The organism is Phenylobacterium sp. NIBR 498073, from assembly GCF_027286305.1.
GTDB lineage: Bacteria > Pseudomonadota > Alphaproteobacteria > Caulobacterales > Caulobacteraceae > Phenylobacterium.
Map to the genome: position 1 here is coordinate 88005 of NZ_CP114599.1, position 26923 is coordinate 114927.

27 protein-coding genes are annotated in these 26923 nt (G+C 69.1%); 15 read left to right on the forward strand and 12 right to left on the reverse strand.

The window, feature by feature from the left end; translation table 11 throughout:
• Positions 1 to 2: 2 nt before the first annotated feature.
• A complete protein-coding gene (locus tag O4N75_RS00480) occupies positions 3 to 698 on the reverse strand; it encodes a dienelactone hydrolase family protein (RefSeq protein ID WP_269627459.1) in 696 nt (231 codons plus the stop codon).
• A 111-nt stretch (positions 699 to 809) separates the two neighbouring features.
• On the opposite strand from O4N75_RS00480, the gene O4N75_RS00485 reads away from it, so the two are divergent.
• The 6 genes from O4N75_RS00485 to O4N75_RS00510 all read left to right on the forward strand — a co-directional run bounded on the left by O4N75_RS00485 (position 810) and on the right by O4N75_RS00510 (position 6852).
• A complete protein-coding gene (locus O4N75_RS00485) occupies positions 810 to 1061 on the forward strand; it encodes a DUF6489 family protein (RefSeq protein WP_269627460.1) in 252 nt (83 codons plus the stop codon).
• On the forward strand, positions 1058 to 2392 hold the full coding sequence (mnmE, locus tag O4N75_RS00490; RefSeq protein WP_269627461.1) for a tRNA uridine-5-carboxymethylaminomethyl(34) synthesis GTPase MnmE: 1335 nt from the start codon (positions 1058 to 1060) through the stop codon (positions 2390 to 2392). The genes O4N75_RS00485 and mnmE overlap by 4 nt, the downstream gene beginning before the upstream one ends.
• A gap of 279 nt (positions 2393 to 2671) precedes the next feature.
• Entirely contained in the window at positions 2672 to 4522 is a 1851-nt protein-coding gene (gene mnmG / locus O4N75_RS00495; protein WP_269627462.1) for a tRNA uridine-5-carboxymethylaminomethyl(34) synthesis enzyme MnmG, read from the forward strand.
• A 16-nt stretch (positions 4523 to 4538) separates the two neighbouring features.
• On the forward strand, positions 4539 to 5162 hold the full coding sequence (rsmG, locus tag O4N75_RS00500; protein WP_269627463.1) for a 16S rRNA (guanine(527)-N(7))-methyltransferase RsmG: 624 nt from the start codon (positions 4539 to 4541) through the stop codon (positions 5160 to 5162).
• Between the two features lie 7 nt (positions 5163 to 5169).
• Positions 5170 to 5958, forward strand: a complete 789-nt coding sequence (locus O4N75_RS00505; RefSeq protein ID WP_267231009.1) for an AAA family ATPase — start codon at positions 5170 to 5172, stop codon at positions 5956 to 5958.
• A 6-nt stretch (positions 5959 to 5964) separates the two neighbouring features.
• Positions 5965 to 6852, forward strand: coding sequence for a ParB/RepB/Spo0J family partition protein (locus tag O4N75_RS00510; protein ID WP_269627464.1), 888 nt, complete (start codon positions 5965 to 5967; stop codon positions 6850 to 6852).
• Positions 6853 to 6984: 132 nt separating this feature from the next.
• Here O4N75_RS00510 and holA read toward each other — a convergent pair whose 3' ends face one another.
• From holA to O4N75_RS00530, 4 genes are all read right to left on the reverse strand, one after another.
• Positions 6985 to 8037, reverse strand: coding sequence for a DNA polymerase III subunit delta (gene holA, locus O4N75_RS00515; protein ID WP_269627465.1), 1053 nt, complete (start codon positions 8035 to 8037; stop codon positions 6985 to 6987).
• A 13-nt stretch (positions 8038 to 8050) separates the two neighbouring features.
• Positions 8051 to 8548 (reverse strand): LPS assembly lipoprotein LptE, encoded by a 498-nt coding sequence (lptE, locus tag O4N75_RS00520; protein WP_269627466.1) that lies wholly within the window; start codon positions 8546 to 8548, stop codon positions 8051 to 8053.
• Between the two features lie 5 nt (positions 8549 to 8553).
• Complete coding sequence (gene leuS / locus O4N75_RS00525; RefSeq protein ID WP_269627467.1) at positions 8554 to 11136, reverse strand: leucine--tRNA ligase; 2583 nt, start codon at positions 11134 to 11136, stop codon at positions 8554 to 8556.
• 117 nt (positions 11137 to 11253) lie between these two features.
• Complete coding sequence (locus O4N75_RS00530; protein ID WP_269627468.1) at positions 11254 to 11763, reverse strand: DUF3576 domain-containing protein; 510 nt, start codon at positions 11761 to 11763, stop codon at positions 11254 to 11256.
• A gap of 259 nt (positions 11764 to 12022) precedes the next feature.
• On the opposite strand from O4N75_RS00530, the gene O4N75_RS00535 reads away from it, so the two are divergent.
• Complete coding sequence (locus O4N75_RS00535) at positions 12023 to 12406, forward strand: NtrZ family periplasmic regulatory protein (RefSeq protein ID WP_269627469.1); 384 nt, start codon at positions 12023 to 12025, stop codon at positions 12404 to 12406.
• Here O4N75_RS00535 and O4N75_RS00540 read toward each other — a convergent pair.
• Positions 12396 to 12932: a thiamine phosphate synthase gene (locus tag O4N75_RS00540; RefSeq protein WP_269627470.1), complete on the reverse strand. Its 537-nt coding sequence runs from the start codon at positions 12930 to 12932 to the stop codon at positions 12396 to 12398. The genes O4N75_RS00535 and O4N75_RS00540 overlap by 11 nt on opposite strands.
• Before the next feature lie 73 nt (positions 12933 to 13005).
• Here O4N75_RS00540 and O4N75_RS00545 point away from each other — a divergent pair, with 73 nt between their 5' ends.
• Positions 13006 to 13659: a YggS family pyridoxal phosphate-dependent enzyme gene (locus O4N75_RS00545; RefSeq protein WP_269627471.1), complete on the forward strand. Its 654-nt coding sequence runs from the start codon at positions 13006 to 13008 to the stop codon at positions 13657 to 13659.
• Here the strand turns inward: O4N75_RS00545 and O4N75_RS00550 are convergent.
• Positions 13656 to 14162, reverse strand: coding sequence for a L,D-transpeptidase family protein (locus tag O4N75_RS00550; protein WP_269627472.1), 507 nt, complete (start codon positions 14160 to 14162; stop codon positions 13656 to 13658). The genes O4N75_RS00545 and O4N75_RS00550 overlap by 4 nt on opposite strands.
• A 58-nt stretch (positions 14163 to 14220) precedes the next feature.
• Between O4N75_RS00550 and O4N75_RS00555 the strand changes: the two genes are divergently transcribed.
• Together O4N75_RS00555 and O4N75_RS00560 are read left to right on the forward strand one after the other, a co-directional pair.
• A complete protein-coding gene (locus O4N75_RS00555) occupies positions 14221 to 14907 on the forward strand; it encodes a response regulator transcription factor (protein ID WP_267230998.1) in 687 nt (228 codons plus the stop codon).
• Between the two features lie 17 nt (positions 14908 to 14924).
• Positions 14925 to 15389, forward strand: a complete 465-nt coding sequence (locus O4N75_RS00560) for a hypothetical protein (RefSeq protein ID WP_269627473.1) — start codon at positions 14925 to 14927, stop codon at positions 15387 to 15389.
• Here O4N75_RS00560 and O4N75_RS00565 read toward each other — a convergent pair.
• The 3 genes from O4N75_RS00565 to O4N75_RS00575 form a co-directional block, all read right to left on the reverse strand.
• Entirely contained in the window at positions 15386 to 16192 is an 807-nt protein-coding gene (locus O4N75_RS00565) for an exodeoxyribonuclease III (RefSeq protein ID WP_269627474.1), read from the reverse strand. The genes O4N75_RS00560 and O4N75_RS00565 overlap by 4 nt on opposite strands.
• Before the next feature lie 214 nt (positions 16193 to 16406).
• A complete protein-coding gene (locus tag O4N75_RS00570) occupies positions 16407 to 17051 on the reverse strand; it encodes an outer-membrane lipoprotein carrier protein LolA (RefSeq protein WP_269627475.1) in 645 nt (214 codons plus the stop codon).
• 82 nt (positions 17052 to 17133) lie between these two features.
• Positions 17134 to 17277 (reverse strand): hypothetical protein, encoded by a 144-nt coding sequence (locus O4N75_RS00575; protein ID WP_269627476.1) that lies wholly within the window; start codon positions 17275 to 17277, stop codon positions 17134 to 17136.
• 232 nt (positions 17278 to 17509) lie between these two features.
• On the opposite strand from O4N75_RS00575, the gene O4N75_RS00580 reads away from it, so the two are divergent.
• Together O4N75_RS00580 and O4N75_RS00585 are read left to right on the forward strand one after the other, a co-directional pair.
• A complete protein-coding gene (locus O4N75_RS00580; protein WP_269627477.1) occupies positions 17510 to 19345 on the forward strand; it encodes a phosphoenolpyruvate carboxykinase (GTP) in 1836 nt (611 codons plus the stop codon).
• Between the two features lie 142 nt (positions 19346 to 19487).
• The gene (locus tag O4N75_RS00585; RefSeq protein WP_269627478.1) at positions 19488 to 20630 is read left to right on the forward strand and encodes a serine hydrolase domain-containing protein; all 1143 of its coding nucleotides are present in this window, start codon (positions 19488 to 19490) and stop codon (positions 20628 to 20630) included.
• Between the two features lie 40 nt (positions 20631 to 20670).
• Here O4N75_RS00585 and O4N75_RS00590 read toward each other — a convergent pair whose 3' ends face one another.
• Positions 20671 to 23070: a DNA translocase FtsK 4TM domain-containing protein gene (locus tag O4N75_RS00590; RefSeq protein WP_269627479.1), complete on the reverse strand. Its 2400-nt coding sequence runs from the start codon at positions 23068 to 23070 to the stop codon at positions 20671 to 20673.
• A gap of 144 nt (positions 23071 to 23214) precedes the next feature.
• Here O4N75_RS00590 and O4N75_RS00595 point away from each other — a divergent pair, with 144 nt between their 5' ends.
• Positions 23215 to 23595, forward strand: coding sequence for a hypothetical protein (locus O4N75_RS00595; protein ID WP_269627480.1), 381 nt, complete (start codon positions 23215 to 23217; stop codon positions 23593 to 23595).
• A gap of 11 nt (positions 23596 to 23606) precedes the next feature.
• Here O4N75_RS00595 and O4N75_RS00600 read toward each other — a convergent pair whose 3' ends face one another.
• The gene (locus tag O4N75_RS00600) at positions 23607 to 24218 is read right to left on the reverse strand and encodes an alpha-ketoglutarate-dependent dioxygenase AlkB (RefSeq protein ID WP_269627481.1); all 612 of its coding nucleotides are present in this window, start codon (positions 24216 to 24218) and stop codon (positions 23607 to 23609) included.
• 19 nt (positions 24219 to 24237) lie between these two features.
• Here O4N75_RS00600 and O4N75_RS00605 point away from each other — a divergent pair, with 19 nt between their 5' ends.
• Positions 24238 to 24750: a hypothetical protein gene (locus tag O4N75_RS00605; protein WP_269627482.1), complete on the forward strand. Its 513-nt coding sequence runs from the start codon at positions 24238 to 24240 to the stop codon at positions 24748 to 24750.
• A 177-nt stretch (positions 24751 to 24927) separates the two neighbouring features.
• The gene (gene dnaK, locus O4N75_RS00610) at positions 24928 to 26832 is read left to right on the forward strand and encodes a molecular chaperone DnaK (RefSeq protein ID WP_269627483.1); all 1905 of its coding nucleotides are present in this window, start codon (positions 24928 to 24930) and stop codon (positions 26830 to 26832) included.
• Positions 26833 to 26923: the final 91 nt, after the last annotated feature.

Below are 26923 nucleotides of genomic sequence, written 5' to 3' on the forward strand. Positions count from 1 at the left end.
TCTCAGGCCAGGTGTTGATTGAAGAACGCCAGCGTGCGGCCGCCCGCCAGCTTGGCGTCGGCGGCGTCATAGTGCTCGCCGCCCTCGCGGGCGAAGGCGTGGTCGCGGCCGGGATAGGTGAAGATCTCGACCTGCGGATGGTTCTTAAGCTGGGCGAGGATGAGGGCCTGGGCTTCCTTCGGCACGAACTGGTCTTCCTCGGCGATGTGCATCAGCAGCGGATGAGCCTGCTTCTCGCTCTCGACGAGGTGCTTCTCGATACCGACGCCGTAGTAGGCGACCGAGGCGTCGGCGTCCGTGCGGGTCGCCGTCAGATAGGCCAGCAGGCCGCCCAGGCAAAAGCCGACCGCGCCGACCTTGCCGTTGACCTCGGGCTGGGCGCGGACATGATCGATGGTCGCGGCGATGTCCTTGACCCCGGCCTCGACGTCAAAGGCGTTGTAGAGTTCAAAGGCTTTCTTCCATTCGGCCTCGGACTGGTCGGTGATGTCGATGCCCGGTTCGATCCGCCAGAACAGGTCGGGGCAGACCGCCAGGAAGCCGGCTGCGGCCAGCTCGTCGCAGACGCCGCGCATGACCGCATTGACCCCGAAGATCTCCTGGATGACCACTATGGCCGGCGCCTTCGGATTGCTCGGTCGCGCCACGTAAGCGGCGAACTGGCCGTCGTCGGTCTTGATGGTGGTGGTCTCACCCATCGGTAACTCCCGTCTCAGAAAACTTTAGGCCCTGGGGGCTACTAGCGCGCGGCCCCCGGCTGCGCTCATAACAATGTGGTCAAGCATCACGTCGGCTGTAGGGTTATCCGAATGAAGATGACGATTGAAATCGACTGCTCGCCGCAGGAAGCCCGCGCCTTCCTCGGCCTGCCGGACGTCACGGGTCTCAACGACAAACTCGTCGAAGAGATGCAGAAGCGCATGACGTCCAACATGGCGATGCTGTCGCCGGACGAGCTGATCAAGAACTGGACGGCGTTCGGGGTCGGGGCGCAGGAGCAGTTCCGCAACCTGATGAACGCCGCGGTCGACGCCGGCATGGGCGCCGCCCGACCCAAATGACCGACACCATCTTCGCGCCCGCGACCGCCGCCGGGCGATCGGCGGTCGCGGTCGTGCGTTTGTCCGGCCCGCGGACGGGCAGGGCGCTGAAGGCCCTGGCCGGCAAACTGCCCAGGCCGCGCGAGGCGGCGCTGCGGATCCTCAAGGACGCCGAGGGCCGGTCCATCGATCAGGCCCTGGTGCTGTGGTTCGAGGGGCCCTCCAGCTACACTGGCGAGGACGCCGCCGAGTTTCACGTGCACGGCGGCCCGGCCGTGGTCGCCGGCCTCTTGGAGGCGATCGCCGCCCAGGGGCTGCGGCTGGCCGAGCCGGGTGAGTTCACCCGCCGCGCCTTCGAGAACGGCAAGCTCGACCTGGCCCAGGCCGAGGGCGTCGCCGACTTGATCGAAGCCGAGACCGAGGCGCAACGCCGCCAGGCGCTGGACCAGCTGGGCGGGGCGCTCGGCCAGGCCCAGACCCGCTGGCGCGACGGGCTGATCGAAGCGCTGGCCATGTTCGAGGCCGCCGTCGATTTCCCCGACGAAGAGGTGCCGGCCGATGTCGCCGCCCGCGCCCGGCCGGTGCTGCGCGGCCTGATCGCCGAGCTGGAGCACGCGGTCGCCGACGTGAAACGCGGCGAGCGGGTCCGTGAGGGGTTCCGGGTCGCCCTGGTCGGCGCTCCGAACGCCGGCAAGAGCACCATCCTCAACGCCCTGGCTGGTCGTGAGGCGGCGATTGTCACCGCCACCCCGGGCACGACCCGCGACGTGATCGAAGTCCCGATGCGGCTGGCCGGCTACAAGGCGCTGCTCGCCGACACGGCGGGCCTCCGCGAGACCCACGACGAGATCGAGGCCGAGGGGGTGCGCCGCGCGCGGGCCTGGGCCGACGACGCCGATCTGCGGATCTGGGTGGTCGACGGCGCCAGCGACGCGGCCGCCACCGTCCCGGCCCTGCACCCGCATGACCTCTGCCTGATCAACAAGGCCGACCTCGGGCAGGGGGCCGAGACCGGTCACGCCCTGGTCGAGGCCCGAGCGCTGAATGTGGAAGTTCTTAGACTCTCGGCCTGGAAACCTGACGACATATCGGCGCTGGAAAAGGCGCTGGAGCATCGCGTGGTCGACGCCTTGGCGGGGGCCGAGCTGCCCACCGCCACGCGCCTGCGTCACCGGGAGCTGTTGTCCGAGGCGCTTGAGCGGTTGAACCGGGCCCTGGGGCTGGACGACGACCTGGAGCTGGCGGCTGAGGACGTCCGCCTGGCTGGGCGGGCGCTGGACCGGATCACAGGCCGGATCGACCCAGAAGACGTGCTGGACCGGGTGTTCTCCAGCTTCTGCATCGGCAAGTAGCCGCTGTTTCACGTGAAACAGCGATCGGTTCCTCCCCCGCAGGGGGAGGCGGATCGGCGCGCAGCGACGAGACGGAGGGGGCCTGCGGAGTCAGCAACGCCCCACCCTGGCGGCTGCTCTGCCTGTCCCTCCCATGAAGGGGAGGGAAGAGGTGCTGTTTCACGTGAAACACCCCACCGCGCGTCGACGGAATCCCACGTGAAAAACCGGCCCTTGTTCGCTATATAGCTGCCCATAGCGCCCCCGGCCGTCCCGGGGGCGTCTTCCGTGGAGACGAGCTTGAGCGCCTGGGACGTCATCATCATCGGGGGAGGGCACGCCGGCTGCGAGGCCGCCGCGGCCTCCGCGCGCGTCGGCGCCAAGACCCTGCTGCTGACCCATAAGCTCGAGACCATCGGCGAGATGAGCTGCAACCCCGCCATCGGCGGGCTCGGCAAGGGCCATCTGGTCCGCGAGATCGACGCCCTCGATGGGCTGATGGGCCGCCTCGCCGACCAGGCCGGCATCCAGTTCCGGATGCTGAACCGCTCCAAGGGCGCGGCCGTGCGCGGCCCGCGCAGCCAGATCGACCGCAAGCTCTATCGCCAGGCGATGCAGGCCGAGCTCGCCGCCACCCCGAACCTCACCGTGACGGCCGAGGCGGTGGAGGACCTGATCGTCGTGGACGGCGTCGTCCAGGGCGTGGTCGGGGCCGCCGGGACCGAGTACCGGGCGGGCCGCGTGGTGCTGACCACCGGCACCTTCCTCAAGGGCCTGATCCATCAGGGCGAAACCCGCATCCCGGCTGGCCGGGTCGGCGACGCCCCGGCCATCGGCCTCTCGGACCGGCTCTACGCTTCGGGCCTGACCATGGGCCGGCTGAAGACCGGCACGCCGGCGCGGCTCGACGGCTCGACCATCGCCTGGGACGGCCTGGAAATGCAGGCCGCCGATGACGAGCCCGTGCCGTTCTCGTTCCTGACCGACAAGATCACCGTGCCGCAGATCTCCTGCGGCGTGACCTACACCAACGCCCAGACCCACCAGATCATCGCCGACCGGCTGACCGAGTCGGCGGTCTATGGCGGCCGCATCAACGGCCGGGGGCCGCGCTACTGCCCGTCGATCGAGGACAAGGTGGTCCGCTTCGGCGACAAGGACAGCCACCAGATCTTCCTGGAGCCCGAGGGCCTGGACGACGACACCGTCTATCCGAACGGCATCTCGACCTCGGTCTCTACCGAGACCCAGGACCTGTTTCTGCGCACCATCCCCGGCCTCGAGAACGTCCGGGTGAAGCGCTACGGCTACGCGATCGAGTACGACTACGTCGATCCGCGCGAGCTTTATCCGACCCTGGAAGTGAAGAAGCTGCCGGGCCTCTATCTGGCCGGCCAGATCAACGGGACCACGGGCTATGAGGAGGCGGGGGCCCAGGGGCTAGTCGCCGGCCTCAACGCCGCCCGCGCCGCCTCGGGTCAGGACGCCGCCGCCTTCGGCCGGGACGAGGCCTATATCGGCGTGCTGATCGACGACCTGACCACGCGCGGCGTCACCGAGCCCTATCGGATGTTCACCAGCCGGGCCGAGTTCCGCCTGACCCTGCGTGCCGACAACGCCGACCAGCGGCTGACCGCGCGCGGTATGGCCTTGGGCGTCGTCGGTGTTTCACGTGAAACGTCGTACCTCGCCAAGGCGGCCGAGCTGGCCCACGCGCGCCAGCGGGCAGGGGAGTTGATCCTGTCTCCGAACATGGCCCAGAAGGCCGGCCTGCCGGTCAAGGCCGACGGGGTGATGCGCGACTTCGTGCAGCTGCTCGCCTACCCGACCATCGGCTTCGACGACCTGGCCCGCGTGTTCCCGGAGGCCGCCGAATGGTCGCCGGTGGTGCGCGAGCAGCTGGAGATCGACGCGGCCTATGCCGGCTACCTCGATCGCCAAGCCGCCGACGCCGCCGCGTTCCGCCGCGACGAGAACCTGCGCCTGCCGGCCGATCTCGACTATGCCGGCGTCGGCGGGCTCTCCAACGAGGTGCGCGAGAAGCTGATCGCCGTCCGCCCGCTGACCCTTGGCCAGGCCGCGCGGATCGAGGGCGTCACGCCCGGCGCGCTCACGGCCCTGCTGGCTCACGTCCGTCGTCGCGCCGCCTGACCGAATGAGCCAAGACGTGAATGACGCCGCCGCCTTCGCGGCCGCCACGGGCGCCGGCCCGCAGGCCATCGCCGATCTCGAGCGCTACCGGTCATACCTGACCGAGTGGAACGAGAAGATGAACCTCGTCGGGCCCGCGACGCTCGACGTCTTCTGGTCGCGACACGCCTGGGATTCGGCGCAGATCCTGCCGCTGGCCCCCGACGCCCTGACCTGGGCCGATCTTGGAACCGGCGCAGGACTTCCCGGCATCGTGTTGGCGATCATGGGAAAAGACCGTCCCGGCTTTCACGTGCACCTGGTCGACAGCCTGACGAAACGCTGCCGGTTCCTGAACGAGGTGGTCAGCGGCTTGCAGCTGCCGGCGACGGTTCACAATTCACGTGCGGAAGACTTGTCGCTGACTGTGGATATCGTCACGGCCCGGGCTTGCGCGCCCCTGTCGCGGCTGCTGGGGTATGCCCAGCCCTACTTCAAGCGAGGCGCGCAGGCGCTGTTCCTGAAGGGGCAGGAGGTTGCGTCCGAACTCGAAGACGCGGCGAGGACCTGGGATTTCGAGGCGGACGTGTCGCCCAGCTTGAGCGACGCCAGAGGCCGGATCGTGCGTGTGAGGAGGCTCGGCCGTGGCCGGAAAAGCTAAGCGAGGTCTGCGCGTCCTGGTGGTCGCCAACCAGAAGGGCGGGGTGGGCAAGACCACCACGGCCATCAACCTCGGCACCGCGCTGGCGGCCGTCGGCGAGAAGGTGCTGTTGATCGACTCCGACCCGCAGGGCAACGCCTCGACCGGCCTCGGTGTCGGTCGCGCCCAACGCAAGGTCACGCTCTACGACGTATTGATGGGCGAGCAGCCGATCGTCTCGGCGGTGGTCCACACCGCCCTGCCGGGTCTCGACCTGGTCGCCGCCGACCCCGACCTGTCCGGCGTCGAGCTGGAACTGGGCCAGCAGGCCCGCCGCTCGTTCAAGCTGCGCGACGCGCTGGAGCCGATCCGGGCGTCGGGCGAGTACACCTACGTCCTGATCGACTGCCCGCCGTCGCTGAACCTGCTGACCGTCAACGCCATGGCGGCCTCAGACGCGGTGCTGGTGCCGCTGCAGTGCGAGTTCTTTGCCCTGGAAGGCCTGACCCAGCTGCTGCGCACGGTCGACCTGGTGCGCGGCAGCCTGAACCCGAACCTAGAGATCCAGGGCGTGGTGCTGACCATGTACGACCGCCGCAACAGCCTGTCGGAACAGGTGGCGCGCGACGTCCGCGGCCACTTCGGCGAGACGGTCTACAACACGGTCATCCCGCGCAACGTGCGGGTTTCCGAGGCGCCGAGCTACGGCAAGCCGGTGCTGGTCTACGATCTGAAGTGCACGGGCTCGCAGGCCTATCTGAAGCTGGCGCGCGAGGTCGTGCTGCGGGAACGCGATCGCCGCAAGAAGGCCGCGTAAGGGGACATGATGGTCGAGAAGCGTGGACTGGGCCGCGGCCTGTCGGCCCTGCTGGGCGATGTTGACGAGGCCAAGGTGGTGGCGGGGGCCCCGGCGGCCGAGATCTCCGGCGTCCGCGAGATCCCTATCGAGCTGATCCATCGCAACGAGCATCAGCCGCGCTGGGTTTTCACCGAGGCCGAGGTCGAGGAACTGGCCGGCTCGATCCGCGAGAAGGGCGTGCTGCAGCCGATCCTGGTCCGCCCGGCGCCGGGCCTGCCCGGCGAGTGGGAGATCGTCGCCGGCGAACGCCGCTGGCGCGCCAGCCAGAAGGCTGGCCTGCGGGTCATGCCGGTGCTGGTCCGCGAGCTGGACGACGTCCAGGTGCTCGAGATCGGCGTCATCGAAAACGTCCAGCGGGCAAACCTCAACCCGATCGAAGAGGGCGCGGCTTACCAGACCCTGATCGAGAAGTTCGGCCGCACCCAGGAAGAGGTCGCCGAGAGCATCGGCAAGAGCCGCAGCCACGTGGCCAACACCCTGCGACTGATGAACCTGCCCGAGGCGGTGCGGAACTACGTGTTGGAAGGCAAGCTCTCGGCCGGTCACGCCCGTGCCATCCTGACCGCCGACGATCCCGTGGCGCTGGCCGAGCGCATCATCGCCGGCGGCCTGTCGGTGCGCGAGGCCGAGGCGCTGGCGCGTGGCGGCGCGCCGGCTGCCAGCCGTCCGAAGTCGGGCGCCAAGAAGGCGGCCAAGGACACCGACACGCAGGCGCTCGAGGTCGACCTCTCCGACGCGCTCGGCCTTGACGTCGAAGTGCTCGACAAGGGCGGGGTCGGCGAGCTGCGGATCAGGTACGCGACCCTCGAACAGCTCGACGAGCTGTGCCGTAAACTGACCGCCCGGGCCTGATCTCTAAGTCATTGATTTAAAAGGGCCCGAACTCGGAATTCGCATTCTCGCGAAGCGGGCGTCCTGGGATACGGCGAGGCGTCGCTTCGCGCGCCACAGCGGCGATTTCGAAACTGGCCTGTTGGCGCCTCGCTAGAGCCCGAGGCGGCGCGCGCGGCCGGCGATGGTCAGAGCCAGCCGCTCGGCGATCAGGCCGTCGGGCGAGCCGGCGGTCTTGCAGGCCTTGTCGGCGGCGAGCACGTCGGGCTGAAGCCGGTCGAGCTCGGCCAGCGACCAGCTGCGGGCCTGACGCAGGAACTCGCGCTCCTGCTTCCAGAACACGCCGGAGGCCTTGGCGGCCTCCTGTAGGCCAGCGCCGTTCTTGGCCAGGGTCAGGGTGCGGCGCATCCGGCCGAGATACATGCTGATCGCCCGGATCGCGGCGGCCCCGGCCTCGCCCTCGGCGGCGGCGCGGCGCAGGCCGGCCTGGGCTTCGGCCAGCTTGCCGCCGAAGGCGTCGGCGGCGGCGTCGGAGAGCGAGGCCTCCGGCTCCACCCCGAGGAAGTCGTCCAGGTCGCGCGGCGCAGCTGTCCGGCCGCTGCCGGGCTCCAGGTAGAGGGCCAGGCGTTCGATCTCCTGGCGCGCGACGCCGCGCTCCTTGGGCAGGCGTCCGACGAACAGCTGTAGGGCCTGGGCGTCGAGGCCGACGCCGTCCTGGGCCAGCACCTCGCGCACCAGCCGCGCGACGTCGCCCGGCTCGTCCTCGTAGCAGGGGATGGCGACCGCTTCGGCGGCCTTCTCGGCGGCCTTGCGCAGGGCGGAGTCGCGGCCGAGGTTGCCGGCCTCGATGATGAAGAAGGCGTCCGGGTTCAGCTTGCCCTCGGCGTGGGCGAGCAGCGTCTCGGCGACCTGCTTGTCGAGGGCGGTCTTTTCGGTGGCGAAGCGCAGTCGGACCAGCCGCCGACCGCCCATCAGCGACTGCGCGGCCAGTTCGCCTTCTAGCAGGGCGCCGTCGGAATCGAGGTCGCCGTCGGTCAGCAGCGCGACGTCGAACGGGTCGTCGAGGTTGGGAACGAGCTTGCGCGCCAGCTGCAGGCCGCGGTCGCGGACGACGCCGGTGTCGCGACCATAGATCACGGCCGCCCGGATCGGCGGTTCCGGCCGGGCCAGAAAGCGCTCGATGTCGGGCCGCTTGGAAAGGATCACGGCCTTGAAATCCTTACGATTTTTCCTGCGCCGCCAGCCAGGCGGCCAGCTCCAGCTGGATCAGGCGCGCGCACTCGGCCGCGGCGCGGTCCTGGGCGTCCTGCTGGGCGGTGATCGAGGCGTAGGGCTGGTCGGCGCTGTCATAGGTCACCTGGGCGCGGGTCGAGCCCTTCTTGACCGGCGCGCCGGAGGTGACGGAGACCACCGTATAGCTCGCGGTCAGCACGTACTCGTAGCGCGTGGCGACATTGTCGACCCGCAGGCCGCGCGGGTAGCGGGTCTCCGACAGGGCCAGGTCCATGCGGTACTTCGGCGGCTGGCCCTTGGCGTTGGCCAGGGCGTCGTCGAGATGTTCGCGGATCAGCTGCCCGGTGCGGCCGGGCGGGGTGGTCACCTGCACCGAGTGCAGCTGCGCCGTCACCGCCGGATCGCCGTAGAGCGGCGTAAACCCGCAGCCGGCCAGGGTCAGGGCCCCGGCGGCGATGAGGGCGGAAGCAACGACGCGGTTCATGCAGGTCACCCGGCCACGATGTTGATGATGCGGTCCTTCACGACGATCACCTTCTTGATCGCCAGGCCCTCAAGGCGCCGCGCGATCTCCGGATCGTCAAGCACGATCTTCTCAACATCGGCCGGTTCGAGACCGGCGGCGACCGAAATCTCGCCGCGGCGCTTGCCGTTCACCTGGACGGGCAGGACCTTGACCGCATCCTGGGTCAGGGCGGCGTCGAACTCGGGCCAGGGGGCGGACACCACCATGCCGTCGCCGCCGATCCGCGCCCAGGCTTCCTCGGCCAGGTGCGGGGTGAACGGCGAGATCAGCCGCGCGAACGCCGACAGCGCCTCGTGGCGGGCGGCCAGCACCGGTTCGGAGGCCTTCTCGGCCGGGAATTCCTTGAGTTTGTTCAAGAATTCGTACATCCGGGCGATGCCAGAATTGAACCGGAAGGTCTCCACCGCCTCGGTCACCGCCTTGATGGTGCGATGGGTGAAGGCGCGCAGCTCGTCGGCCTTCGGGTCCGGGGAGGGGGCCGGCGCCGGACCGGCCGGCTGACTGTCGAACTCGTTCCAGACGCGGTTGACGAAACGCCAGGCGCCGTCGACGCCAGCGGCCGACCACTGGGTGTCGCGCTCGGGCGGACTGTCGGACAGCACGAACAGGCGCGCGGCGTCGACGCCGTAGACCTCGAAGATCTCCTCGGGCGCGACGGTGTTGCGCTTGGACTTCGACATCTTCTCGACGTCGCCGATCACCAGCGGCTCGCCGGTTTCGACCATTACGGCGCGGCGGGTCCCGCCTTCCGCCAGCAGTTCGATTTCCCTCGGCTCGACCCATTCGCCGCTCTGCCGGCGATAGGTCTCGTGGGTGACCATGCCCTGGGTGAACAGGCCCGCGAACGGCTCGCGCACCGACAGCATGCCCTCGTCGGCCAGGGCGCGGGTGACGAAGCGGGCGTACAGCAGGTGCAGCACGGCGTGCTCGATGCCGCCGACATACTGGTCGACCGGCAGCCAGTAATCGGCCGCGGCCTTGTCGATCGGTTCGCCGGCCTCGGTGTCGGCGAACCGCGCGAAGTACCAGGAGCTGTCGACGAAGGTGTCGAGGGTGTCGGTCTCGCGGGCCGCCTCGCCGCCGCATTGCGGGCAGCTGGCGTTCTTCCAGGTCGGGTGCCGCGCCAGGGCGTTGCCGGGCTTGGAGAAGTCCATGTCGTCAGGCAGGACGACCGGCAGCTGGTCCTTGGGCAGCGGGACCACGCCGCACTTGGCGCAGTGGACGACCGGGATAGGGCAGCCCCAGCCGCGCTGGCGGGCGACGCCCCAGTCGCGCAGGCGGAACACCGTCGCGCCCTTGCCCTGGTTCTGGGCTTGGATGCGGGCGATCGCCGCGGCCTTGGCCGGTTCGATCTCCAGGCCGTCCAGGAAGTCCGAGTGGAAGATCGTGCCGGGGCCGGTATAGGCCTCGTCGCCGACTTCGAAGGTGGCCGCATCTTCGCCTGGCGGCAGCACCACGGCCTTGACCGGCAGGCCGTACTTGCGGGCGAAATCCAGGTCGCGCTGATCATGGGCCGGGCAGGCGAAGATCGCGCCGGTGCCGTAGTCCATCAGGATGAAGTTGGCGATCCAGACCGGCAGCCGCCAGTTCGGGTCGAACGGGTGGGCGACGGTCAGGCCGGTGTCGAAGCCGATCTTCTCGGCGGTCTCGATCTCGGCCTCCGAGGCCCCGCCCTTGCGGCATTCGGCGATGAAGGCGGCGACCTTCGGGTCGGCGGCCAGTTGCTCGGCCAGCGGATGGTCGGGGGCGATGCCGACGAAGCTCGCACCGTACAGGGTGTCGGGACGGGTGGTGTAGACCTCCAGCCCGTTCTCGAAGCCCTTCGGGGCCTCGCCGGTCCAGCCGAAGTTGAACTTCAGCCCCTTGGAGCGGCCGATCCAGTTCTCTTGCATCAGCCGGACCTTGTCCGGCCAGCGATCCAGGGTCTTCAGGCCTTCGATCAGCTCCTCGGCGTAGTCGGTGATGCGCAGGAACCACTGGTTCAGCTTGCGCTTCTCGACCACGGCGCCGGACCGCCAGCCGCGGCCGTCGACGACTTGCTCGTTGGCCAGCACGGTCTGGTCGACCGGATCCCAGTTGACGATGCTTTCCTTGCGGTAGACCAGGCCGCGCTTCCACAGGTCCAGGAACCAGTCCTGTTGCTTGCCGTAATAGGCCGCGTCGCAGGTCGCGAACTCGCGCGACCAGTCGATCGACAGGCCCAGCTCCTTCAGCTCGGCCCGCATCTTGGCGATGTTGTCGTAGGTCCAGCCGCGCGGATCGACGCCGCGCTCCATGGCCGCGTTCTCGGCCGGCAGGCCGAAGGCGTCCCAACCCATAGGGTGCAGCACGTTGAAGCCGCGGGCGCGCTTGTAGCGGGCCACCACGTCGCCCAGCGAATAGTTGCGCACATGGCCCATGTGCAGACGCCCCGACGGATAGGGGAACATCTCCAGGGCGTAGTACTTCGGCACGCCCGGCGTCGGGGGACCGGCCCGGAACACGTCGGCGTCGGCCCAGGCCTTACGCCACTTGGGCTCGGTCTCTTTCGGGTTGTAGCGGGCCATGGGGAGGGCTCTCGAATTCAGTAGTAGGATGTTAGCCAGCGGCGGATGGCGCTGGCCCTGGGGAGGGAGCGCATCCGAACCGGTTTCCACCCTTGCTGAATGCGCCCCGAAAGGGCCTTAGCCGATGTTCGACAGCCGAAGCTGCCGCGCCTTGGTAAGGATCGCGTTTTCCAGGTCGGTTTCGGTCTGGCCGGCCGACGGCGCGTCGGTCCAGTTCCCGGCAGCATCCTTGACCTGCTTGAAGACCGCCACGTTCAGGCCGTCGGCGCGCAGGCGCGAATCCAGGATGTAGACGGTGCACTTGAAGCGCTCGTCCGGCTTTTCCGGGTTCACGTACCAGTCGGTGATCACCACGCCGCCGTACGGGTCGGCCGAGGCCAGCGGCATGAAGGACAGGGTGTCCAACGTCGCCCGCCACAAGTAACCGTTCACCCCGATCGCGGGCTGGTTCGCATTGGCCGGAGCAGACTTCTTGTCGCCGCCCAGTCCAAACACGTTGAAGCCGCCTGGCTCCTGGGTCTGGAAGGTCCGGGGACCGCCGCTCGAGCACGCTGCCAGCGCCGTGAGGCTCAGCACCAAGGCTCCGGTCGTCACGCCACGCATCAACTCACCGCGCACAAACGGCATATATCGGCTCCTAGTCGTTCTTCCGCGTCGGTTCGCGCCGCGGCGCCGCCCCCTCGCAGCCGCGCCCTCTATAACAATGCCCGTGGAACCGCCAAACAGGAATCGCGTGTCTCAACCGCCACAGGCGCCGACGATCTGCCTGCGGAGCGTGCAAAGGGCTGCTGGAGTCGGTTGACCTGACGTCGCTGCGGACTTTAATCGCGACAACGGTCACGTCTCAAAGTGGCGTGGTTGGGGCTAAGGGGCCATATAGGTGGGTATGTCCAAGCGGTTGGTCATTTCGTTGATCGGCGCGGCGCTCCTCGCGAGCGGCGCTTCGGCGGCGCATGCCCAGTCGGCCGCGAAGGGAAAACCTGCCGACTTCACCGTGCGCAGCGAAACCACGACGACCCCGCAAGGCAACAAGTCGCTGAAGTGGGATACCCGCAAGGGGCGCTTTGGGGTCACGCTCAATCTCGAACAACGGGGCGAGCGCGACACCCAGTGGAACGACGTCGAGGCTGGCGCCTACTTCCGTGTGACGCCGAGCCTGCGGGTCGGCGGCGCAGTCGCCCTGGGCGAGAAGGAAGCGCCGGCCTACAAGAAGACCGAGCCGCAGGAATCCGCGCCGCGCGTCCGGCTCGAGACCGCCTTCAAGTTCTAAGGGCTTCCACGGCCGACAGACCGACCAGGCCCGCAGGCAGCAGCCGGCGGGCTGTTTTGTCGTTGACGCCGCCCAGCGCATATACCGGCCCGCCTGCCGCCCGGACCAGCCGCGCCAGCCGCAGCGGCCCGATCGGCGGACCGGCCGACGGGCTGTTCGACGCAAAGACCGCCGAGACCACCACCGCATCTGCGCCGGCCGCCAGCCCGCGCCGCGCCGCCGGCAGGCTGTGCGCCGCCGAAGTGACGATCCAGCCTTTGCGCTTCAGGCGCCGGGCCCGCGTCGCCATGCGCTCAGGAAGGTGGACGCCGTGCGCGCCGACGCGGGCGGCCAGCCCAGCGTCGGCGCCGATGAGCAGGACAAGGCCGCGCGCGGCCGCGATCTGCGCCAGCCGCCTGGCCCGCGCCTCCGCGTCCGGGGCGCCGAACGCCCGGAAGACGATCGCCGATCCCCGCGGCAGCCGCCGGGCGGCGGCCTCGATGTCAGGCGTGCGGGCCGGATCGGTGAAGAACAGCAGCGGCGGCAACGGGGGGTTTCGCCCGGCCGCGCGGCGACCTATGGCTTGGGCCGTTCTCGTCACTGTCCAGAAGTTCGCCGCGATGACCGTTCCTCCCGCCCTCACCGACGTCCTAGACCGGATCGCGCGCGCGGCGAAGGCGTCCGGTCGGCCTGCGGGCGACGTGACCCTGGTGGCGGTCTCCAAGCAACAACCCTGGGAGAAGGTGGCGCCGATCCTGGCGGCCGGCCAGTCGGTGTTCGGCGAGAACCGGGTTCAGGAGGCGATGGAGCGCTGGTCGGGGCGCCCGGAGGCGTTGGAGCTGCGGCTGATCGGGCCGCTGCAGTCGAACAAGACCAAGGAGGCGGTGGCGTTCTTCGAGGTGATCGAGAGCCTCGACCGCGACAAGCTGGCCCGCGCCCTGGCCGAGGAGATTCAGAAGCAGGGCCGCACGCCGCGACTCTACGTCCAGGTCAATACCGGCGAGGAGCCGCAGAAGGCCGGGGTCGTCCCGGCCGAGGCGGACGCCTTCATCGCCGCTTGCCGCACGACCTACGGCCTGCAGATCGAGGGGTTGATGTGCATTCCGCCGGCCGCCGAGCCGCCTGGCCCGCACTTCGCCCTGCTGGCCAAGATCGCCGCCCGCAACGGCGTTGCGAAGCTCTCCATGGGCATGAGCGACGACTTCGAGGCCGCGATCGCCTTCGGGGCCACCAGCGTGCGGGTCGGCTCGGCCCTGTTCGGCGCCCGCGGCTAGACCTGTTCGATGGCGACGGCGTCGCCCAGCTTGGCCAGCGACAGCAGTTCCAGCATGTCCTCGCGCGACAGCGCCACGCAGCCTTCGGTCGGCGCGTAGCCGGGGCGGGCCAGGTGCAGGAAGATCGCCGAGCCCAGCCCTCGGACCGGCGGGTCGTCGTTGTGGGCCAGGATGCAGACCAGGTCGTAGACGTCGTCCTCGCGCCACATCTGCTCGGCGCTGGCCGGATGCGGCAGCTTCACCGCCCGGTTGTAGGCCGGATCGCCCGGCGCATCGCACCAGCCGTCGTCGCGCTCCAGCGCCTTGGTCGGCAGCCGCGTCTGCGGGGGGCCGCCCTTGTCGGGCCGGAACAACACCCGGCGGATGCCCCAGGTCCCGAGCGGCGACTTGCCGTCGCCCTCGCGCTTGTCGGCGGCCGCGATCACCCCGCCCTTTCCCAGCGCGCAACGGGTGATGCGCCCGTCCAGGCGGAAGCTTCCATCTGACATCGCCGTGAAGATCATGACTTAAGGGAACTCCCGCGGTTGGCTCTTTAGGGCGATACGGTGCATGTTCGGGTCCATGGCTCAACGCAAGACCTTGCTCGTCGTCGACGACAACGAAGAACTCCGCGGCGCGATCGCCGAACAACTCCAACTCTCCGAGGACTTCTCGGCCATCGAGGCGGCGACCGCCGGCGATGGGGTGAAGGCGGCGGTCGAGAACCGCCCCGATCTCATCCTGCTCGATGTCGACCTGCCCGACATGAACGGCCGCGAGGCCTGCCGCCAGATGCGCGCCAAGGGCGTCGTCGCCCCGATCATCATGCTTACGGCGGCCGCCGCCGACGACGACCAGATCTCCGGGCTGGAGGCCGGCGCCAACGACTATGTGACCAAGCCCTTCAAGTTCCAGGTGCTGCTGGCGCGCATCCGCGCCCAGCTGCGCAGCGCCGAACAGTCGGAGGGCGCGGTGTTCCACCTCGGCGCCTATGAGTTCCGCCCTTCGGCCAAGATGCTGGTCGACGCCAACCAGAAGAAGATCCGGCTCACCGAAAAAGAGACCAACATCCTGAAGTACCTCTACCGCGCCGGCGAAAAGCCGGTCTCGCGCGAGGAACTGCTGGCCGAGGTCTGGGGCTACAACGCCGGGGTCACCACCCACACGCTGGAAACTCACGTCTATCGCCTGCGCCAGAAGATCGAGCCCGATCCCGGCAACGCCCGCTTGCTGCTGACCGAGGCCGGCGGCTACCGTCTTGCGCCGTAAGGCGGGGGCGGCGACGCGTGGCGAAGAAAAAGTGGACGGTCGCGCGCGCCTTTCCGCTGATGCTGATCGGCGCAGTGGTGGTGGGGGTGATCGTCGTAGCGGTCGGCTCCCACCTGCGCCGGGCCACGGTCATCGCCGACTCTACCGCCAGCCTGCCGGCCGGCGCGCTTGAGGGCGAGCCCTGCGCGGTGCTGACCAAGGACGAGTACGCCGCCCGCGGCGCCAAGGCCCAGCACGGCTTCATCACCAACGACATCCGCTATGACCGCCGCTATGGCCATGCCGACTGCAGCATCGTCAAGGCCGGCGGGGCGGGGAACGACTTTGTCCCGGTCTGCCAGTTCAGCGGCCCGGCCCAGCTGGTGGTGACCACCGGCAAGGGCGCCTTCTATTTCGCGCCGGGCGTCGGCCGGCCGGCGACGGTGGCCACGCGCGACGGCGTGCCGACCTGCGTGATCCCCAAGGTTCCGGCGAAGTTCTAGACCGCGAAGTCGGCGCTGACCGGTGCGTGGTCGCTGGGACGTTCCCACTCGCGCACGTCGTCGTGCACCCGCGAGGCGGCCTTGCCGGTGTGGAAGGCCGCGTCCCTCAGGCCCGGCGTCACCAGGATGTGGTCGAGCCGCAGCCCGCGGTTGGACTTGCGGAAGTCGGCCGCCCGATAGCTCCACCACGAGAACAGCTTTTCCGGCTCGGGGATCGCCGCGCGCGGCAGGTCGATGAAGTCGAGGCTGGCCTTCAGCTTGGCGAACGCTTCCAGTTCGATCGGCGTGTGGCTGACGATTTTCGACATCTGCTTATGGCTCCAGACGTCGAATTCGCCCGGCGCGACGTTCAGGTCGCCGACGATGGCCAGCGGCGCCTTCGGGTCCCGGCGCGCCATCTCGGCGGTGAGCTTCTCAAAGAAGTCGAGCTTGTGGTCGAACTTCGGATTCAGCTCGCGGTCGGGGATGTCGCCGCCGGCCGGGATGTAGAAGTTCTGGATCTCGACCCCGGCGACCTTGCCGCCGACGCAGCGGGCGTGCTTCTCGCGGCAGACGTCCAGCGGCGCGGCGTCCTCGATCGGCAGCCGAGAGGCGATGGCCACCCCATGCCAGCCTTTCTGGCCGGCGATCTTGATGTGCGGCAGGCCGGCGGCCTCGAAGGCGGCGCGCGGGAACTCGCCCTCCTGGCACTTGATCTCCTGCATGCAGAGCACGTCGGGGGCCTGCTCGTCGACGAAGCGGGCCACTTGCTCGGCCCGCAGGCGCACGGAGTTGACGTTCCAGGTGGAGAGGCGAAGGCGCATGGACGGGTTTCTAAGGGGCTTCGGGCAAAAAGAAACGCCCGGGCACTGGAGAAGCCCGGGCGTAAAGTGTGTCTCTCATGCCGCCGCCGGGAGGGGATAGGGTCCGGCACGGAAAGGGGTCGCGATCGCGCGATCCCAATAGTGTCATTAATGCCACTTGCGGCGAGAAAAAGTCAATCAAAAATCACGCGGCATCTTGCCTGTTGTGAATGTGTCACATTTTGCCGCGGCCGACGTTCTTCGGGCGCGGGTCCTTGAGCACGAACAGCGACGAGGCCAGGCCGCTGGTCTTGGTCAGGCTGGTCAGGCGGATGCGCGTGGACGAGCCTTGCGCGTCGGTGACCGTCCAGCCGACCAGCGCCAGCGGGCTGTCCGAGAAGGTGAGGGTGATCTGCCCCTCGGCCTGCTTCTTGGCGTCGCGGGCGGTGATCGAAAAGCCGTCCGTCAGCCGTGCGACGCGGGTGACGTTGATCCCGCGGTCGAGCCGGATCTGGCGGGCCAGGAAGATCGACAGCGGCGTGGCCATCAGCGGGTAGGCGTCGAAGGTCTTCAGCCGCGAGTCCGCGATCGAGACGTTGCCGCCGTCGGAGACCACCAGCAGGCCCGAGGGCTTGTCGTACTCGAAGCGCGCCTTGCCCGGGCGCTTCAGATAGAGCGAGCCCTGGGTCATCGCCCCGCGCGCGTCGGTCTGCACGAACCGGCCCTTGGCCTCGGTCAGGCCCTCCAGATAGGCCGCGGCGCGATCGAGCAGCGCCTTGTCCGCCTCCGACAGCGGCGCGGCGGGCGCGCGCTGGGCCAGGGCGGGGAGGGGCAGGGCGGCCAGGCCCAGCGCCAGGGCGCGGCGGGTCAGTCGGGTCATGCGACGGCGAACTCCAGTTTCGGCGAGCCTTCTATATGGCGCCGTGGGCCTCAATAGGGCGCAAGAACGGCGAAGCTCGCCCTTAGTTGCGCGGCGCCCTTCGCCAGCCGATCACGCAGAGCCCGAGCATGATCACATTGCCGACCGCGTCGAGGAGGCCGAAGAGCGTCAGGACCGGCGTCACCACATAGAACCAGTAGTTGAAGACGAAGAACGGCAGCAGCATCGCCGCTTCCCTTCGTCGCTCCGCCTGGGCGGGGCGCCGTCCACCTGATTGTGAACAAAAACTTACCCCAGGCAGGCGGCGTTTCACCCCCTTCGGGGCGATTCCGCATTGCAGCAAGCTTGTGCGCGTCAAAAATCGTACATATCACCGGGCCGTCGGCCGCCTGAGCGACCCCGCCAGAGGGTCTCCGTGGCCGGCGATGACGCGTGGGTAACATAAGGGGCGCAGCCTGATGGGCTTGGCCATTCCGGGTCTCAATGAGGCCCCGACCAAACATGCCGGACTCCTGGCCTGGGTACGTGAAGTCGCCGAACTCACCCAGCCCGACCGGGTCCACTGGTGCGACGGCTCCGACGCGGAGTGGAACGCCCTGACCGCCGAGCTGGTGAAGTCGGGGACGCTCAAGCCGCTCAATCCGCAGAAGCGGCCTAACAGCTTCTACGCCGCCTCCGACCCGCGCGACGTGGCCCGGGTCGAGAGCCGCACCTTCATCTGCTCGCAGGATCCGGCCGACGCCGGCCCGACCAACAATTGGCTCGACCCGCAGGAAATGCGGACCAAGCTGCAGGGTCTGTTCAAGGGCGCCATGCGTGGCCGCACCATGTACGTCGTGCCCTTCTGCATGGGCCCGCTCGGCTCGAAGATCTCCGCCCTGGGCGTCGAGATCACCGACAGCGCCTATGTCGCCATCTCGATGCGGGTGATGACCCGGATGGGCAAGGGCGCCCTCGACATGCTCGGCGACGACGGCTTCTTCGTCCCGGCCCTGCACACCGTCGGCGCGCCGCTGGCGGCTGGCCAGGCCGACGTGCCGTGGCCCTGCAACGAAGAGAAGTACATCGTCCACTTCCCGGAGAGCCGCGAGATCTGGTCCTACGGCTCGGGCTACGGCGGCAACGCCCTGCTCGGCAAGAAGTGCTACGCCCTGCGCATCGCCTCGGTGATGGCTCGGGACGAGGGCTGGCTGGCCGAGCACATGCTGATCCTCAAGCTGACCTCGCCGCAAGGGCAGGTCCGCTACGTCGCCGCCGCCTTCCCCAGCGCCTGCGGCAAGACCAACATGGCGATGCTGCAGCCGACCATCCCGGGCTGGAAGGCCGAGACCGTCGGCGACGACATCTGCTGGATGCGCTTCGGTGACGACGGCCGCCTCTATGCGATCAATCCGGAGGCGGGCTTCTTTGGCGTCGCGCCGGGCACCGGCATCGCGACCAACAAGAACGCGGTCGACGCCCTGCACGCCAACACCGTCTTCACCAACGTGGCCCTGACCGCCGACGGCGACGTCTGGTGGGAAGGCCTGACCGATGCGCCGCCGGCAGGCCTGACCGACTGGAAGGGCCGCGCCTGGTCCCCCGAACTCGGCGAGCCCGCCGCCCACCCGAACGCCCGCTTCGCGGTGCCAGCCGATCAGTGCCCGGTGATCGCCGGCGAGTGGGACGATCCGGCCGGCGTGCCGATCTCGGCCATCCTGTTCGGCGGTCGCCGCGCCAGCGCTGTGCCGCTGGTGACCGAGGCCTTCGACTGGGAGCACGGGGTGTTCCTGGCGGCCAACGTCGCCTCGGAAGGCACCGCCGCAGCCGAGAACAAGGTCGGCGAGCTGCGCCGCGATCCGTTCGCGATGCTGCCGTTCTGCGGCTACAACATGGGCGACTATTTCGGCCACTGGCTGAAGGTCGGCGCCGGCGCCGACGCCGCCAAGCTGCCCCGCATTTACTTCGTCAACTGGTTCCGTAAGGGCGCGGACGGCAAGTTCCTGTGGCCGGGCTACGGCGAGAATGCTCGCGTCCTGAAGTGGATCGTCGGCCGTCTCGAGGGCGAGGCCCAGGCCGTGGACACTCCGATCGGCCGCGTGCCGAGCAAGGACTCGCTCGACCTGTCCGGCATCTCGATCGATCCGGCCGCGCTCGACACCCTGCTGTCGGTCGACGTCGAGATCTGGACCGAGGAAGCCGCCCTGATCCCCGAATTCTATGAGAAGTTCGGCGATCGCCTGCCCAAGGCCCTCTGGGACCAGCACGCCGCCCTCGGCCGTCGCCTCGGCGTCCAGGCCCAGGCCGCCGAGTAGCGTCGGGCCTTTCAGACAAGTTGGCCGGGACGGTTCGCCGCCCCGGCCTTTTCTTTGCGCGTCGACCGGGAGCTGACGCCACGGCAGGCTTGCGCTGGAAGCTGCGCCGTCCATCTGATCTGGAAACCGGATGGAGCGCGCCATGACCCTCACCCTCGACGCCAGCCTCGACGACGTCATCGACCGGGCTCTGTCCGACCAGCGGATCGTCGGGACGGTGGTGCTCGTCGCCCGCGGCGGCGACCTCGTCTACGCCCGCGCCGCCGGCGACGCCGATCGCGAACGCGGCCTGCCGATGGCGCTGGAGACGGTCTTCCGCCTCGCTTCGGTGACCAAGCCGATCGTCGCCGCCGCGGCCCTGGCGATGGTCGAGCGCGGCGACCTGGCGCTTGACGCGCCGGTCAGCCGATGGCTGCCGGACTTCCGGCCCGCGGGCCCAGGCGGCGCGCCAGCTGAGATCACCGTCGGTCAGCTGCTGAGCCACACCAGCGGGCTCAGCTACGGATTCCTGCAGCCTGACGGCGGCCCCTATCTGGCGGCGGGGGTCTCCGACGGCCTCGACCTGCCCGACCGTGCAATGGCCGACAACCTGGCGCGGCTCGGAAAGATCGAGCTGTTCTTCCCGCCGGGCGCGGCCTGGAACTATTCGGTCGGCCTCGATGTCCTGGGCGCGGCCATGGAGCAGGCGGCCGGCAAACCTTTGCCGCAGCTGGTCGACGAGCTGATCCTGCGCCCGCTCGGCATGAGCGCCAGCGGCTTCTATGTCGATAGCGCGGACCAACTCGCCGCCCCCTATATCGACGGCCGGCCGCCGCGCCCGATGCAGGAACCGGACGTCTCGCCGTTCTTCGAGCTGTCCGGCATCCGCTACTCGCCGGCCCGCGCCACGCGGCCGGCCTCGTTCCCGTCCGGCGGCGCCGGCATGGTCGGCACGGCGGGCGACGTGCTGAAGCTGCTCGAAGCGGTCCGCACCGGCGGCGGGCCGGTCCTGTCGCAGGCCTCGGCCGCATCCATGCTCAGCAACCAGATCGGCGAGTTGACGGTCACCACCCACGGGCCCGGCTGGGGCTTCGGCTACGCCGGGGCGGTGCTGAAGGATCCCGCTGCCGCCGGTTCTCCCCTGCGCCAGGGCACGGTCAGCTGGGGCGGGGTCTACGGCCACTCCTGGCAGATCGTCCCGGACCGGGAGACGACGGTCGTGGCCCTGACCAACACCGCCATCGAGGGCATGAGCGGGGTGTTCCCCGGCGAGCTCGGCGCGGCGGTGGCGCAGGCTGTGGGTTGAGGACCGTCATTTCCCCTCTCCCTTGTGGGGAGGGAGAAGTCTACGGCGGCGCGCCGACCAGGACCTCGCGCTTGCCGGCGTGGTTGGCCGGGCTGACCACGCCCTCGTTCTCCATCCGCTCGATCAGCGAGGCGGCGCGGTTGTAGCCGATCTGCAGCCGGCGCTGGACGTAGCTGGTCGAGGCCTTGCGATCGCGGGTGACCACGGCCACGGCGCGGTCGTAGAGGTCGTCGCCCGACCCGCCACCCTCGTCGCCGAAGGCCTCGCCGCCGCCGTCCTCGTCGTCGCCGCCGGCGGTGACGTCCTCGAGGTACTGCGGCTCGCCCTGGTCGCGCAGGAACTTGGCCACCGCCTCGACCTCGCCGTCGGACACGAACGGCCCGTGCAGGCGGGTGATGCGGCCGCCGCCGGCCATGTAGAGCATGTCGCCCTGGCCCAACAGCTGCTCGGCGCCCTGCTCGCCCAGGATGGTGCGGCTGTCGATCTTCGAGGTGACCTGGAAGGAGATCCGGGTCGGGAAGTTGGCCTTGATGGTGCCGGTGATGACGTCGACCGACGGGCGTTGCGTCGCCATGACCAGGTGGATACCGGCGGCGCGGGCCATCTGGGCCAGGCGCTGCACCGCGCCTTCCACGTCCTTGCCGGCGACCAGCATCAGGTCGGCGACCTCGTCGATCACCACCACCAGGTAGGGCATCGGCTTGGGGTCGATCCGCTCGCTCTCGTAGATCGGCCGGCCGCTGTCGTCGAAGCCGGTCTGCACGGTGCGCTCGAAGTGCTCGCCCTTGGCGGCCGCCTCCTTGGCGCGCTCGTTGTAGGAGGCGACGTTGCGCACCCCGATCTTCGACATCAGCCGGTAGCGGTCCTCCATCTCGCGCACCGTCCACTTCAGCGCGACAATGGCCTTCTTCGGGTCGGTGACGACCGGGGCCAGCAGGTGCGGGATGCCGTCATAGACCGACAGTTCCAGCATCTTCGGGTCGATCATGATGAACCGGCACTGATCCGGCGGCAGCCGGTACAGGATCGACAGGATCATCGCGTTGACGCCGACCGACTTGCCCGAGCCGGTGGTGCCGGCGATCAGCAGGTGGGGCATCTTCGACAGGTCGGCGATGTAGGGCTCGCCGCCGATGTTCTCGCCCAGCGCCATCGGCAGGGCCTGGGTCGAGCGCTCGTACTCCGAACTGGCCAGCAGGTCGCGCAGATAGACGGTCTCGCGCCGCGCGTTCGGCAGCTCGATGCCGATGGCGTTGCGGCCCGGCACGACGCTGACTCGGCAGGCGGCGACCGACATCGAGCGGGCGATGTCGTCGGCCAGGGCCACGACGCGGGCCGACTTCACGCCGGCCGCCGGCACCAGTTCGTAGAGCGTGACCACCGGGCCGGGGCGGATCTGGTCGATGGCGCCGCGCACGCCGAATTCGGCCAGCACGCTTTCCAGCAGCTGGGCGTTCTGGCGCAGGGCGCCTTCGTCGAACATCGAGGCGCGCGGCTTGGGCTTGGCCAGCATGGCCAGTTCGGGCAGCGCGAAGCCGCCGGACTTCACGAAGTCGAACGCGCCCTGGGCCTCGCGCTGCTCGCGGCCGGATTCCTTCGGCGCGGGCTTGGGTTGCTTGATCGCCACCGGGCTGGCGACGGTGTCGCCGTCGTCGAGATCGTCGGCGTCGTCGGCATAGGCCATGGGTTCCACGGTCGGCGCGGGCTGCGCCGGGCGCTGGGCGGGAGCCGCCGCCGGTTCGGCCGCGGGGGTGCGGCGCGCAGTCGGCGCGCGGGCCGGCTTGGTGGGCGGGGCGGGGGCCTGCGGCGCCTGCTGAAGGGCGTTGCGGACCCACTCGATGCTGGCGGCCAGCTCCGAGCGGCGCACGCCGATGGCGAAGCCCAGGCCGGCTGCGGCGGCGGCCAGCAGCAGCAGCGAGGCGATGAGCACGCCGCCTGGAATGTGGGCGTAGGCGAACAGGCCGGCGATCGCGTGCAGCAGGCCGTCGCCCCAGAACCCGCCCAGGCCCTTGGCCAGCGGCCAGGCTGCAGGTGCGGGGGGCGCGCTCAGCAGGCCGGCCAACGCCATCACGCCGAGCAGGCCGATGGCGGCGCGCAGGCGCACCTTGCGGCGGGTCAGGTCCGGTTGCGGGGTGGTGGCGCGGCCCAGCCCGAACACCACCATCAAGAGCGCCCCGACGCCGGCGGCCAGGCCCAGCGACTGGATCCCGACGTCGGCGGCGGTCGCCCCGGGCGCGCCCAGGGCGTTGGTCGGCGACAGGGCCGAGGCGGCGTTGAGGCTCGGATCGGCGGCGTTGTAGGTCGCCAGCGCGATGATCAGGGCGATGCCGGCCGCCGCGACGATGCCGCCGCGCAGCCGCGCCGTGGCTGGATGCGACCAGGCCAGGCCGGCAATGTGCATCCCCAGCTCGACACCCGTCTTTCGCGCCGCCCGCGCCATCCCGAACTCCTGATTTCAGAGACCCCTTGTTTGCCCGGACGAGGGTTAAGAGGCGTTTACCAAGCCCGGCCGTAAGCGCCGCCGTACCCGCAAAATCCCGTTTCCGTTTTGGCCAAGCCCATCTAGGTTCGCCGCATGTGGAGCATGCCTCGAAGCGTCCTGCGGTTCGTCGCCGTCATCCTCGGCCTCTGCGCCGTGGGCGGGTTCATCCTCGGCGTGCGCGGCGCTCCGGAACGAGCTCGGCTGCCCGGCGAGGCGGCCGGCGGCGGCGCGCCGATCCAGGCCAGCGACGCTCAGCCGCTCGACGACCTGGTGCTGACCCCTTCCGAACTCGCCCCCGAACCGAAGAAGGAAGAGGAAAAGCCCGCCGAAGAGGCCGAACAGGCCCCGACTCCAGTGGAGAAGGCGCCTGAGCCCAAGGCCGCGCCGGCGCCCAAGGCGCCGACCTCGCCGCCGCCCGAGGAAGACCGGGTCGGCGACCTGATCGACGGCCTGACCCCGCCGCCCGAGCAGCCGCCGTACTAGGCGGTTATGCACTAGGCTGGCGCGGCCCGCCGCAGGGTCAGGTTGAACCGACCGCCGCCCGGCACCAGCCGCGAGGATCCCGGCAGGATGCGGTCGACCCCGTGATGATAGAGCCGCGCCTCGCCGGCCAGCAGGCAGACGTCGCCTGACGACAGCCGCACCGAGGTGGTCGGATCGCTGCGCTTGAGACCGCCGACGCGGAACACCGCCGTGTCGCCGAGCGAGACCGACAGCACTGGAAACCGGAAGTCGGCCTCGTCCTTGTCCTGATGCAGGCCCATCTTCGCCTGTGCGTTATAAAAGTTGATCAGGCACGCGTCGGGCGGAACCTCAGGGTCGGCCAGTTCGCGCCAGAGCTCCGTCAGGATGGTGGGCATCGGCGGCCAGAACCTGCCGGTGGTCGGGTGCCGCGGCTCGTAGCGATAGCCCTTGGCGTCGGTGGTCCAGCCGAGCGCGCCGAAGCTGCTCATCGCCACGCTCATCGGCTTGCCGCCGGGCGTCGACTGGTGGACCAGCGGCGCATCGGTCAGGCCGGCGGTGATCTGCGCCAGCAGCTCGGCCTGGGCGGCGGGCGACAGCCGGCCAGGCAGCAGGCGAAATCCACTGGTCGTCGAAATGCTCATCGGTGCTCATATAGGCGCAATGACGATCCGCGCCGCCAGCGACCTGTGCATGCCGCCCCTGCGCGCGCGCCGGCTGACCTCCGGCGAGCGGGGCCTGTGCGGGCAGGTGTTCGGCGACGGGCTCGACCCCGCGCGGGTGCGGATCCTCAGCCTGCCGGTCTGGCCGCGACCTTTCGTCCCGTCGGCCGGGCTGGTGGTCTGGCCGGCGGCCTCGGCCCTGGCCGATTTTTCGACCGCGCCGCTCTGGTTGCGCTCGGTGCTGGTGCACGAACTGGTCCACGTCTGGCAGGCCCAGCAAGGGGTTTTCCTGCCCTTCGCCAAGCTTCGCGCCGGGGATGGCCGGGCCGCCTACGCATATGATTTGGCGGACGGCCGGTCATTTTCTCAGCTCAACATCGAGCAGCAGGCGATGGTCGTCCAGCATGCCTACCTGGCCGCCGGCGGGGGCGCGAGCCCTTACGACAGCAAAGCCTATGCAGGCATATTAGAGGCTTGGCCCGGGCCGCTGGGGCGAAGACCCCGCAAGTTATAGGGTCATTACGCACTTGCGGCGGGTGCATGTGATCCCATATCGCGACTCGACGCTGGTTGCCCCATGGGTTAACCGGCCGAGCCCTTATTCGAACCGGGGATGCCGAGAAGAACCGGGGTGCTTCAAACGAAGGCCCTCAAACCGGCGTCCGCCATTCAGGAGCGAGCAAGACTCGATATGAGCAAGATCATCGGCATCGACTTGGGCACGACCAACTCGTGCGTCGCCATCATGGACGGCAAAGCGCCGAAAGTGATTGAGAACGCCGAGGGCGTGCGGACCACTCCGTCTGTCGTCGCCATCCTCGACGACGGCGAGCGCCTCGTCGGCCAGCCGGCCAAGCGGCAGGCTGTCACCAACCCCGCCAACACCCTGTTCGCGATCAAGCGTTTGATCGGTCGTCAGTACAACGATCCGCTGGTGGAGAAGGACAAGGGCATGGTGCCCTACGAGATCGTCAAGGGCCCGAACGGCGACGCCTGGGTGAAGGCCCACGGCAAGGACTATTCGCCCCAGCAGGTCTCGGCCTTCATCCTGCAGAAGATGAAGGAAGCCGCCGAGCAGCACCTCGGCGAGAAGGTCGAGAAGGCGGTCATCACCGTCCCGGCCTACTTCAACGACGCCCAGCGTCAGGCGACCAAGGACGCCGGCAAGATCGCCGGCCTGGAAGTCCTGCGCATCATCAACGAACCGACCGCGGCGGCGCTGGCCTACGGCCTTGAGAAGAACGACGGCAAGAAGATCGCCGTCTACGACCTCGGCGGCGGCACCTTCGACGTCTCGATCCTGGAGATCGGCGACGGCGTGTTCGAGGTGAAGGCCACCAACGGCGACACCTTCCTCGGCGGTGAAGACTTCGACATGCGCATCGTCGAGTACCTCGCCGACGAGTTCAAAAAGGAAACCGGCGTCGATCTGCGGAACGACAAGCTGGCCCTGCAGCGCCTGAAGGAAGAAGGCGAAAAGGCCAAGAAGGAGCTGTCCTCGGTCGCCCAGTACGAGGTCAACCTGCCGTTCATCTCGATGAACGCCTCGGGCCCGCTGCACCTGAACATCAAGCTCTCGCGTGCCAAGCTCGAAGCCCTGGTCGAAGACCTGGTCGCCCGCACCGTCGGCCCCTGCGAGCAGGCGCTGAAGGACGCCGGCCTGAAGAAGACCGACATCGACGAAGTGATCCTGGTCGGCGGCATGACCCGCATGCCCAAGGTCGTCGAGACCGTGAAGGAGTTCTTCGGCCGCGAGCCCCACAAGGGCGTGAACCCGGACGAAGTCGTGGCGCTTGGCGCTGCGGTGCAGGCCGGCGTGCTGCAAGGCGACGTCAAGGACGTGCTGCTGCTGGACGTCACCCCGCTGACCCTGGGCATCGAAACCCTGGGCGGCGTGTTCACTCCGCTGATCGAACGCAACACCACGATCCCGACCAAGCGTTCGCAGACCTTCTCGACCGCTGACGACAACCAGTCGGCCGTGACCATCCGCGTGTTCCAGGGCGAACGCCCGATGGCGCACGACAACAAGATGCTGGGTCAGTTCGACCTGGTCGGCATTCCGCCGGCCCCGCGTGGCGTGCCGCAGGTCGAGGTCACCTTCGACATCGACGCCAACGGCATCGTCAACGTGTCGGCCCGCGACAAGGCGACCAGCAAGGAGCAGTCGATCCGCATCCAGGCCAATGGCGGCCTCTCGGACGCGGACATCGACAAGATGGTCCAGGAAGCCGAGGCCAACAAAGCCGAGGACGAAAAGCGCAAGGCCGTCGTCGAGGCCAAGAACCAGGCCGAGGCGGTGGTGCACTCCACCGAAAAGGCTTTGGCCGAGCACGGCGACAAGATCTCGGGCGACGACAAGTCGGCCATCGAGACGGCGCTGGCTGACGCCAAGTCCGCGCTGGACGGTGACGACGCCGAGGCGATCTCGGCCAAGACCCAGACCCTCATCCAGGCTTCGATGAAGCTGGGCGAGGCGATGTATGCGGCCCAGCAAGGCGGCTCGGAAGAGCAGCCCCAGGGCGCGGCGGCGGACGACGACGTGGTCGACGCCGAATTCGAAGAAGTGGCCGACGACGACAAGAAGTCGGCGTGACGTTCCGCCCGATGGCGGTCATCCGCAAATTCTGCGAGACGACCGCCATCGGTTCGGGCGCCCCCCAGTGGAAATCTCCGCCTGCTCCGGT

Bases quoted from the DNA above. Each gene is read 5' to 3' on its own strand.
- O4N75_RS00585 (WP_269627478.1), top strand. From the start codon at position 19,488: ATGACCCTCACCCTCGACGCCAGCCTCGACGACGTCATCGACCGGGCT.
- O4N75_RS00600 (WP_269627481.1), bottom strand. From the start codon at position 24,218: ATGAGCATTTCGACGACCAGTGGATTTCGCCTGCTGCCTGGCCGGCTG.
- O4N75_RS00605 (WP_269627482.1), top strand. From the start codon at position 24,238: ATGACGATCCGCGCCGCCAGCGACCTGTGCATGCCGCCCCTGCGCGCG.
- O4N75_RS00555 (WP_267230998.1), top strand. From the start codon at position 14,221: ATGGCTCAACGCAAGACCTTGCTCGTCGTCGACGACAACGAAGAACTC.
- O4N75_RS00550 (WP_269627472.1), bottom strand. From the start codon at position 14,162: ATGATCTTCACGGCGATGTCAGATGGAAGCTTCCGCCTGGACGGGCGC.
- leuS (WP_269627467.1), bottom strand. From the start codon at position 11,136: ATGGCCCGCTACAACCCGAAAGAGACCGAGCCCAAGTGGCGTAAGGCC.
- O4N75_RS00590 (WP_269627479.1), bottom strand. From the start codon at position 23,070: ATGGCGCGGGCGGCGCGAAAGACGGGTGTCGAGCTGGGGATGCACATT.
- O4N75_RS00485 (WP_269627460.1), top strand. From the start codon at position 810: ATGAAGATGACGATTGAAATCGACTGCTCGCCGCAGGAAGCCCGCGCC.
- O4N75_RS00480 (WP_269627459.1), bottom strand. From the start codon at position 698: ATGGGTGAGACCACCACCATCAAGACCGACGACGGCCAGTTCGCCGCT.
- lptE (WP_269627466.1), bottom strand. From the start codon at position 8,548: ATGAACCGCGTCGTTGCTTCCGCCCTCATCGCCGCCGGGGCCCTGACC.
- mnmE (WP_269627461.1), top strand. From the start codon at position 1,058: ATGACCGACACCATCTTCGCGCCCGCGACCGCCGCCGGGCGATCGGCG.
- O4N75_RS00595 (WP_269627480.1), top strand. From the start codon at position 23,215: ATGCCTCGAAGCGTCCTGCGGTTCGTCGCCGTCATCCTCGGCCTCTGC.
- O4N75_RS00570 (WP_269627475.1), bottom strand. From the start codon at position 17,051: ATGACCCGACTGACCCGCCGCGCCCTGGCGCTGGGCCTGGCCGCCCTG.
- O4N75_RS00535 (WP_269627469.1), top strand. From the start codon at position 12,023: ATGTCCAAGCGGTTGGTCATTTCGTTGATCGGCGCGGCGCTCCTCGCG.
- O4N75_RS00530 (WP_269627468.1), bottom strand. From the start codon at position 11,763: ATGCCGTTTGTGCGCGGTGAGTTGATGCGTGGCGTGACGACCGGAGCC.
- dnaK (WP_269627483.1), top strand. From the start codon at position 24,928: ATGAGCAAGATCATCGGCATCGACTTGGGCACGACCAACTCGTGCGTC.
- O4N75_RS00510 (WP_269627464.1), top strand. From the start codon at position 5,965: ATGATGGTCGAGAAGCGTGGACTGGGCCGCGGCCTGTCGGCCCTGCTG.
- O4N75_RS00565 (WP_269627474.1), bottom strand. From the start codon at position 16,192: ATGCGCCTTCGCCTCTCCACCTGGAACGTCAACTCCGTGCGCCTGCGG.
- O4N75_RS00575 (WP_269627476.1), bottom strand. From the start codon at position 17,277: ATGCTGCTGCCGTTCTTCGTCTTCAACTACTGGTTCTATGTGGTGACG.
- O4N75_RS00545 (WP_269627471.1), top strand. From the start codon at position 13,006: ATGACCGTTCCTCCCGCCCTCACCGACGTCCTAGACCGGATCGCGCGC.
- O4N75_RS00580 (WP_269627477.1), top strand. From the start codon at position 17,510: ATGGGCTTGGCCATTCCGGGTCTCAATGAGGCCCCGACCAAACATGCC.